Source organism: Enterobacter sp. 120016 (assembly GCF_018383635.1).
In the GTDB taxonomy this organism is placed as follows: Bacteria; Pseudomonadota; Gammaproteobacteria; order Enterobacterales; family Enterobacteriaceae; genus Enterobacter; species Enterobacter asburiae_D.
This window is the reverse complement of sequence record NZ_JAHAWC010000022.1, coordinates 48,331-56,717: the sequence shown is the minus strand read 5'-3', so window position 1 is coordinate 56,717 and position 8,387 is coordinate 48,331. Positions and strand designations below refer to the sequence as shown.

At 55.3% G+C, this 8,387-nt stretch carries 6 protein-coding genes; 5 read left to right on the top strand and 1 reads right to left on the bottom strand.

Features of this window, described 5'->3' with window-relative positions; translation table 11 throughout:
• Nucleotides 1–141: 141 nt before the first annotated feature.
• The gene (locus KIF87_RS21235; protein ID WP_213330571.1) at nucleotides 142–1,425 is read right to left on the bottom strand and encodes a citrate synthase; all 1,284 of its coding nucleotides are present in this window, start codon (nucleotides 1,423–1,425) and stop codon (nucleotides 142–144) included.
• Nucleotides 1,426–2,064: 639 nt separating this feature from the next.
• On the opposite strand from KIF87_RS21235, the gene sdhC reads away from it, so the two are divergent.
• The 5 genes from sdhC to sucA all read left to right on the top strand — a co-directional run bounded on the left by sdhC (nucleotide 2,065) and on the right by sucA (nucleotide 8,385).
• Nucleotides 2,065–2,469, top strand: a complete 405-nt coding sequence (gene sdhC / locus KIF87_RS21230; RefSeq protein WP_020684965.1) for a succinate dehydrogenase cytochrome b556 subunit — start codon at nucleotides 2,065–2,067, stop codon at nucleotides 2,467–2,469.
• Nucleotides 2,463–2,810, top strand: a complete 348-nt coding sequence (gene sdhD / locus KIF87_RS21225) for a succinate dehydrogenase membrane anchor subunit (protein WP_008501088.1) — start codon at nucleotides 2,463–2,465, stop codon at nucleotides 2,808–2,810. Before sdhC ends, sdhD begins: the two co-directional genes overlap by 7 nt.
• Nucleotides 2,810–4,576, top strand: a complete 1,767-nt coding sequence (gene sdhA, locus KIF87_RS21220; protein ID WP_014883036.1) for a succinate dehydrogenase flavoprotein subunit — start codon at nucleotides 2,810–2,812, stop codon at nucleotides 4,574–4,576. The genes sdhD and sdhA overlap by 1 nt, the downstream gene beginning before the upstream one ends.
• Nucleotides 4,577–4,591: 15 nt before the next feature.
• Nucleotides 4,592–5,308 (top strand): succinate dehydrogenase iron-sulfur subunit SdhB, encoded by a 717-nt coding sequence (gene sdhB, locus KIF87_RS21215; RefSeq protein WP_008501090.1) that lies wholly within the window; start codon nucleotides 4,592–4,594, stop codon nucleotides 5,306–5,308.
• A 269-nt stretch (nucleotides 5,309–5,577) separates the two neighbouring features.
• The gene (gene sucA, locus KIF87_RS21210; protein ID WP_213330569.1) at nucleotides 5,578–8,385 is read left to right on the top strand and encodes a 2-oxoglutarate dehydrogenase E1 component; all 2,808 of its coding nucleotides are present in this window, start codon (nucleotides 5,578–5,580) and stop codon (nucleotides 8,383–8,385) included.
• The last annotated feature ends 2 nt before the right edge of the window (nucleotides 8,386–8,387 follow it).

The window sequence follows — 8,387 nt, the reverse complement described above, 5'->3', positions numbered from 1 at the left end:
GACCTGAAGAAAAAGTCGATCACCATGGGTAAAGGATGTTAAAAAGTGTTCACCATGTCCCCGAACACCTGTCTACCATGTCCCCGGACTGTACAGTGGGAGAGGGCCGGGGTGAGGGCATCAGGCCGCACCCAACTCCTGTTAGCGCTTAATATCAGACTTAAAATCACGCTGCTCGTAGCCGGTATACAGCTGACGAGGACGGGCGATTTTCATGCCTTCGCTGTGCATTTCGTTCCAGTGCGCAATCCAGCCTACGGTACGGGCCATGGCGAAGATTACGGTGAACATGGAAGACGGAATACCCATCGCTTTCAGAATAATGCCAGAGTAGAAATCGACGTTCGGGTAGAGTTTCTTCTCGATGAAGTACGGGTCGTTCAGCGCGATGTGTTCCAGCTCCATCGCCACTTCCAGCAGGTCATCTTTGGTACCCAGCTCTTTCAGCACTTCGTGGCAGGTCTCACGCATGACGGTAGCGCGCGGGTCGTAGTTTTTGTAAACACGGTGACCGAAGCCCATCAGGCGGAAGGAGTCATTCTTGTCTTTCGCGCGACGCACGAACTCAGGAATGTGCTCAACGGTGCTGATCTCTTCCAGCATCTTCAGTGCCGCTTCGTTCGCGCCGCCGTGCGCCGGTCCCCACAGGGAGGCGATGCCCGCAGCGATACAGGCGAACGGGTTCGCGCCTGAAGAGCCCGCGGTACGGACGGTAGAGGTAGAGGCGTTCTGTTCGTGGTCAGCGTGCAGGATCAGAATACGGTCCATCGCGCGTTCCAGCACCGGGTTCACTTCGTACTCTTCGCACGGCGTGGAGAACATCATGCGCAGGAAGTTACCCGCGTAGGAGAGATCGTTGCGCGGATACACAAACGGCTGGCCGATAGAGTATTTGTAGCACATCGCCGCCATGGTCGGCATTTTGGACAGCAGGCGGAACGCCGCGATATCACGGTGACGCGGGTTATTCACGTCAAGGGAGTCGTGGTAGAACGCCGCCAGCGCACCGGTAATCCCGCACATCACCGCCATTGGGTGAGAGTCACGGCGGAACGCATGGAACAGACGGGTGATCTGCTCATGGATCATGGTGTGACGGGTCACGGTGGTTTTGAATTCATCGTACTGTGCCTGCGTCGGTTTTTCGCCGTTCAGCAGGATGTAGCACACTTCCAGATAGTTGGATTCGGTGGCTAACTGATCGATGGGGAAGCCGCGATGGAGCAGGATACCTTCGTCACCGTCAATGTAGGTGATTTTGGATTCGCAAGATGCGGTAGAGGTAAATCCAGGGTCAAAGGTGAACATACCTTTAGAACCCAGCGTACGGATATCAATAACATCCTGACCGAGCGTGCCTTTTAGCACATCCAGTTCAATAGCAGTGTCACCATTTAGGGTGAGCGTTGCCTTTGTATCAGCCATTTACGGTCTCCTTAGCGCCTTATGCTTAAGACTGCGCTTCACCGGATTTGCTTTCAGCTGTAGATCACCGTTACCAGATTGTTATTTGGCTTACCGCTCAGCTCACGAGGACAAACCAGGGTACAGAGCTATGGCGCCTTGCAGGTAAACGAATGAAATATCAGTGAAACAACAGCAAATCAGCGTTTTTGCAGTCCGAATTATTCAAACCTGTATATCACTAATAACTGTCCTGATAACTTCGGTCAATACCATCACACTGTTACATAACTATTTGTCAGGTGAAAGTGAGACCTCATAACTTTTGCGCATTATATGCCTTTTCTGATGACGTTTGTAACAATATTGTTTAACATTTGTCAAATCAGATGATTAAAAATTAAAAAGATGTTGTTATCGTGACCCTGATCACTGTTCCAGAGAAAACCCGACAAACTGTATGTAGGTTAATTGTAATGATTTTGTGAACGGCCTATACTGCCGCCAGGTCTCCGGAACACCCTGCAATCCCGAGCCACCCAGCGTTGTAACGTGTCGTTTTAGCATCTGGAAGCAATGTTTTGCATGACGCGCAGTTATAGAAAAGGAACGCTGCTTGACCCGCATCGCAGTCCGGAGGAAGGAAACAATAAGAACAGCATGTGGGCGTTATTCATGATAAGAAATGTGAAAAAACAAAGACCTGTCAATCTGGATCTCAAAACGATCCGGTTCCCTGTAACAGCAATAGCGTCCATTTTGCACCGTGTATCCGGTGTGATTACGTTTGTGGCGGTCGGTATTCTGCTGTGGTTGCTGGGGACCAGCCTCTCTTCTCCTGAAGGATTCCTCCAGGCCTCTGCCATCATGAACAGCTTCTTCGTGAAATTCATCATGTGGGGCATTCTGACCGCGCTGGCGTACCACGTCGTCGTGGGTGTTCGCCATATGCTGATGGACTTTGGCTACCTGGAAGAGACTTTCGAAGCCGGGAAACGCTCCGCTAACATTTCATTTGTGATTACAGTCGTGCTTTCACTTCTCGCAGGAGTTCTCGTATGGTAAGCAACGCCTCCGCATTAGGACGCAACGGCGTACATGACTTCATCCTGGTCCGTGCTACCGCCATCGTTCTCACGCTTTACATCATCTATATGATCGGTTTCTTCGCGACCAGCGGCACGCTGACGTGGGAAATCTGGAGTGGGTTCTTCGGCTCCGCCTTCACCAAAGTGTTCACCCTGCTGGCTCTGTTCTCCATCCTTATTCATGCCTGGATTGGCATGTGGCAGGTGTTGACCGATTACGTTAAACCGCTGGCGATTCGCCTCCCGCTGCAGCTGGCCATTGTCGTTGCACTGGTGGTTTACGTTATTTATGGATTCGTTGTGGTGTGGGGTGTGTAATGAAACTGCCAGTCAGAGAATTTGATGCTGTTGTGATTGGTGCCGGTGGCGCAGGTATGCGTGCCGCACTGCAAATTTCCCAGAGCGGCCAGACCTGTGCGCTGCTCTCTAAAGTTTTCCCGACCCGTTCCCACACCGTGTCTGCGCAGGGCGGTATCACCGTTGCGCTGGGTAACTCCCATGAAGACAACTGGGAATGGCACATGTATGACACGGTAAAAGGTTCCGACTACATCGGCGACCAGGATGCCATCGAATATATGTGTAAAACCGGCCCGGAAGCGATTCTGGAGCTGGACCATATGGGTCTGCCATTCTCCCGTCTGGAAAATGGCACTATCTATCAGCGTCCGTTTGGCGGCCAGTCGAAAAACTTCGGCGGCGAGCAGGCGGCACGCACCGCGGCGGCGGCTGACCGTACCGGTCACGCGCTGCTGCACACCCTGTACCAGCAGAACCTGAAAAACCACACCACTATCTTCTCCGAGTGGTATGCGCTGGATCTGGTGAAAAACGCCGATGGCGCAGTTGTCGGCTGTACCGCGCTGTGCATCGAAACCGGTGAAGTGGTTTACTTCAAAGCTCGCGCTACCGTGCTGGCGACCGGCGGCGCAGGCCGTATCTATCAGTCCACCACCAACGCCCACATCAACACCGGTGACGGTGTCGGTATGGCTATCCGCGCGGGCGTGCCGGTGCAGGATATGGAGATGTGGCAGTTCCACCCAACCGGTATCGCCGGCGCGGGCGTTCTGGTGACGGAAGGCTGCCGTGGTGAAGGTGGTTACCTGCTGAACAAGCACGGCGAGCGCTTCATGGAGCGTTATGCCCCGAATGCGAAAGACCTGGCGGGTCGTGACGTGGTGGCGCGTTCCATCATGATCGAAATCCGTGAAGGCCGCGGCTGTGACGGCCCATGGGGTCCACACGCGAAGCTGAAGCTCGACCATCTGGGTAAAGAAGTTCTGGAATCCCGTCTGCCGGGCATCCTGGAACTGTCCCGCACCTTCGCACACGTCGACCCGGTGAAAGAGCCGATTCCGGTTATCCCAACCTGCCACTACATGATGGGCGGTATTCCGACCAAAGTGACCGGTCAGGCGCTGACCGTGAACGAGCAGGGCGAAGACGTGGTCATCCCGGGCCTGTTTGCGGTAGGCGAAATTGCCTGCGTATCCGTACACGGTGCAAACCGTCTGGGCGGCAACTCCCTGCTGGACCTGGTGGTGTTTGGTCGTGCAGTGGGTCTGCATCTGCAGGAATCCATTGCCGAGCAGGGCGCGCTGCGTGATGCGACCGACGACGAAATTGATGCCTCTCTTGAGCGCCTCAACCGCTGGAACGGTAACCGTAACGGCGAAGATCCGGTGGAAATCCGTAAAGCGCTGCAGGAATGTATGCAGCACAACTTCTCGGTATTCCGCGAAGGCGACGCGATGGCGAAAGGTCTTGAGCAGCTGAAAGCGATCCGCGAGCGTCTCAAAAATGCCCGTCTGGACGACACCTCCAGCGAGTTCAACACCCAGCGCGTTGAGTGCCTGGAGCTGGATAACCTGATGGAAACCGCGTTCGCGACCGCGATGTCGGCAAACTTCCGTACCGAAAGCCGTGGCGCGCACAGTCGCTTCGACTTCCCGGATCGTGATGACGAAAACTGGCTGTGCCATTCCCTGTATCTGCCAGAGTCGGAATCCATGACGCGTCGTAGCGTCAATATGGAACCGAAACTGCGTCCGGCGTTCCCGCCGAAGATTCGTACTTACTAATGCGGAGACAGGATAATGAAACTCGAATTCTCAGTTTATCGTTATAACCCGGATGTAGACGACGCTCCGCGTATGCAGGATTACACCCTGGAAGCGGAAGAAGGTCGCGATATGATGCTGCTGGATGCGTTAATCCAGCTGAAAGAAAAAGATCCAACGCTGTCGTTCCGCCGCTCCTGCCGTGAAGGGGTGTGTGGTTCTGACGGGGTGAACATGAACGGCAAAAATGGCCTGGCCTGCATCACGCCAATTTCAGCGCTGCAGCGTCCGGGTCAGAAAATTGTTATCCGTCCTCTGCCAGGCCTGCCGGTCGTGCGTGATTTGGTGGTAGACATGGGGCAATTCTATGCACAATATGAGAAGATTAAGCCTTACTTATTGAATAATGGGCAAAATCCACCCGCTCGCGAGCACTTACAGTCTCCTGAGCAGCGTGAAAAACTCGATGGATTGTACGAGTGTATTCTCTGCGCATGCTGTTCAACGTCCTGCCCGTCGTTCTGGTGGAACCCGGACAAGTTTATCGGCCCGGCCGGTCTGCTGGCTGCCTATCGCTTCCTGATCGATAGCCGCGACACCGAAACCGACAGCCGTCTGGAAGGACTGAGTGACGCTTTCAGCGTATTCCGCTGCCATAGCATCATGAACTGCGTCAGTGTGTGTCCGAAGGGGCTGAACCCGACGCGCGCTATCGGCCATATTAAGTCGATGCTGCTGCAGCGCAGTGCGTAAGTAGTGAGAGGGGAGCGCTGTTCCCCTCACCCTAACCCTCTCCCTGTGGGAGAGGGAACAGATTGCAGGAAATCTTTAAAAACTGCCGACGACCTTCCCCCTCTCCCCACGGGAGAGGGTCGGGGTGAGGGGAAACCCTTAAGACAGTTTCTAAAGGTTCCTTCGCGGGCCAAATGAAAAGAGCTCGCAGGTGAACCCCGGCACGTACACGTGGTGTGCGTGGTAGTTTCTACGGCGAAAGTAAGCATAAAAATGCTTAAGGGATCACGATGCAGAACGGCGCAATGAAAGCCTGGCTGGACTCTTCTTTCCTTTCTGGTGCAAACCAGAGCTGGATTGAACAGCTCTATGAAGACTTCTTAACCGATCCTGACTCAGTGGACGCAAACTGGCGTTCCATGTTCCAGCAGTTGCCTGGCACAGGGGTCAAACCGGATCAATTCCATTCCAAAACACGTGATTATTTCCGTCGTCTGGCGAAGGATGCCTCACGTTACTCTTCTGCGATTTCCGACCCTGACACCAATGCGAAGCAGGTTAAAGTCCTGCAGCTTATCAACGCTTATCGCTTCCGCGGTCACCAGCATGCGAATCTCGATCCGCTGGGACTGTGGAAACAAGACCGTGTGGCCGATCTCGATCCGGCGTATCACGATCTGACCGAGGCCGATTTCCAGGAAAGCTTTAACGTAGGTTCCTTTGCCATCGGCAAAGACACGATGAAGCTGGGCGATCTGATTGACGCGCTCAAGCAAACCTACTGCGGCTCCATCGGCGCGGAATACATGCACATTACCTCTACCGAAGAGAAACGCTGGATCCAGCAGCGCATCGAATCCGTAGCGGGCCACGCGACCTTCTCGGCTGACGAGAAAAAACGCTTCCTGAACGAACTGACCGCAGCGGAAGGGCTTGAGCGCTATCTGGGCGCGAAATTCCCGGGCGCAAAACGCTTCTCGCTGGAAGGCGGCGACGCGCTGGTGCCGATGCTGAAAGAGCTGATTCGTCACGCAGGCAAGAGCGGCACCCGTGAAGTGGTACTGGGTATGGCGCACCGCGGCCGTCTGAACGTGCTGGTCAACGTGCTGGGTAAAAAACCGCAGGACCTGTTCGACGAATTCGCGGGCAAACATAAAGAACACCTCGGCACCGGCGACGTGAAGTACCACATGGGCTTCTCGTCGGATATCGAAACCGAAGGCGGTCTGGTTCACCTGGCGCTGGCGTTTAACCCGTCACACCTGGAAATCGTTAGCCCGGTGGTTATCGGTTCCGTGCGTGCGCGTCTGGATCGTCTGGACGAGCCGAGCAGCAACAAAGTTCTGCCAATCACCATTCACGGCGATGCGGCGATTACCGGTCAGGGCGTGGTTCAGGAAACCCTGAACATGTCGAAAGCGCGGGGTTACGAAGTGGGCGGTACCGTTCGCATCGTGATCAACAACCAGGTGGGCTTCACCACCTCTAACCCGCTTGACGCGCGTTCTACCCCGTACTGCACCGACATCGGTAAGATGGTGCAGGCGCCAATCTTCCACGTGAATGCGGATGACCCGGAGGCGGTTGCTTTTGTTACCCGTCTGGCGCTCGACTTCCGTAACACCTTTAAACGCGACGTGCTGATCGACCTGTTCTGCTATCGCCGTCACGGCCACAACGAAGCGGATGAGCCAAGTGCAACCCAGCCGTTGATGTATCAGAAAATCAAAAAACACCCGACCCCGCGCAAAATCTATGCTGACAAGCTGGAAGCGGACAAAGTGGCGACGCTGGAAGATGCGACCGAGCTGGTCAACCTCTACCGCGACGCGCTGGATGCGGGTGAATGCGTGGTGAAAGAGCTGCGTCCAATGAACATGCACTCCTTTACCTGGTCGCCGTACCTCAACCACGAGTGGGATGAGAGCTACCCGAACAAGGTTGAGATGAAGCGCCTGCAGGAGCTGGCTAAACGCATCAGCACCGTACCGGACGCTATCGAGATGCAGTCTCGCGTGCAGAAAATCTACGCTGACCGTCAGTCCATGGCGGCAGGCGAGAAGCTGTTTGACTGGGGCGGTGCGGAAACGCTGGCCTACGCAACGCTGGTTGACGAAGGCATTCCTGTTCGTCTTTCCGGTGAAGATGCGGGCCGTGGTACCTTCTTCCACCGTCACGCGGTGGTTCACAACCAGTCCAACGGTTCAACCTACACCCCGCTGCAGCACGTGCACAACGGTCAGGGCCAGTTCAAGGTCTGGGACTCCGTGCTGTCTGAAGAAGCGGTGCTGGCTTTCGAATACGGTTACGCCACCGCTGAACCACGCACCCTGACCATCTGGGAAGCGCAGTTCGGTGACTTCGCCAACGGCGCGCAGGTGGTTATCGACCAGTTCATCTCCTCCGGCGAGCAGAAGTGGGGCCGTATGTGTGGCCTGGTGATGCTGCTGCCGCACGGTTATGAAGGTCAGGGTCCGGAGCACTCCTCCGCGCGTCTGGAACGTTATCTGCAGCTCTGCGCCGAGCAGAACATGCAGGTCTGCGTGCCGTCCACTCCGGCTCAGGTGTACCACATGCTGCGTCGTCAGGCGCTGCGCGGTATGCGCCGTCCGCTGGTGGTGATGTCGCCGAAATCCCTGCTGCGTCATCCGCTGGCGGTCTCCAGCCTGGAAGAACTGGCGAACGGTACCTTCCAGCCGGCCATCGGCGAAATTGACGAGCTGGATCCGCAGGCCGTGAAGCGTGTCGTAATGTGTTCTGGTAAGGTTTATTACGACCTGCTGGAACAGCGCCGTAAGAACGATCAGAAAGATGTCGCCATCGTGCGTATCGAACAGCTTTATCCGTTCCCGCATCAGGCGATGCAGGAAGTGCTGAAACAATATGCTCACGTACATGATTTTGTCTGGTGCCAGGAAGAGCCGCTCAACCAGGGCGCATGGTACTGCAGCCAGCATCATTTCCGTGAAGTGATTCCATTTGGGTCAGCCCTGCGCTATGCAGGTCGCCCGGCCTCCGCCTCTCCGGCGGTAGGGTATATGTCCGTTCACCAGAAGCAGCAACAAGATCTGGTCAATGACGCGCTGAACGTCGATTAATT

Bases quoted from the DNA above. Each gene is read 5' to 3' on its own strand.
- KIF87_RS21235 (WP_213330571.1), bottom strand. From the start codon at position 1,425: ATGGCTGATACAAAGGCAACGCTCACCCTAAATGGTGACACTGCTATT.
- sdhC (WP_020684965.1), top strand. From the start codon at position 2,065: ATGTGGGCGTTATTCATGATAAGAAATGTGAAAAAACAAAGACCTGTC.
- sdhD (WP_008501088.1), top strand. From the start codon at position 2,463: ATGGTAAGCAACGCCTCCGCATTAGGACGCAACGGCGTACATGACTTC.
- sdhA (WP_014883036.1), top strand. From the start codon at position 2,810: ATGAAACTGCCAGTCAGAGAATTTGATGCTGTTGTGATTGGTGCCGGT.
- sdhB (WP_008501090.1), top strand. From the start codon at position 4,592: ATGAAACTCGAATTCTCAGTTTATCGTTATAACCCGGATGTAGACGAC.
- sucA (WP_213330569.1), top strand. From the start codon at position 5,578: ATGCAGAACGGCGCAATGAAAGCCTGGCTGGACTCTTCTTTCCTTTCT.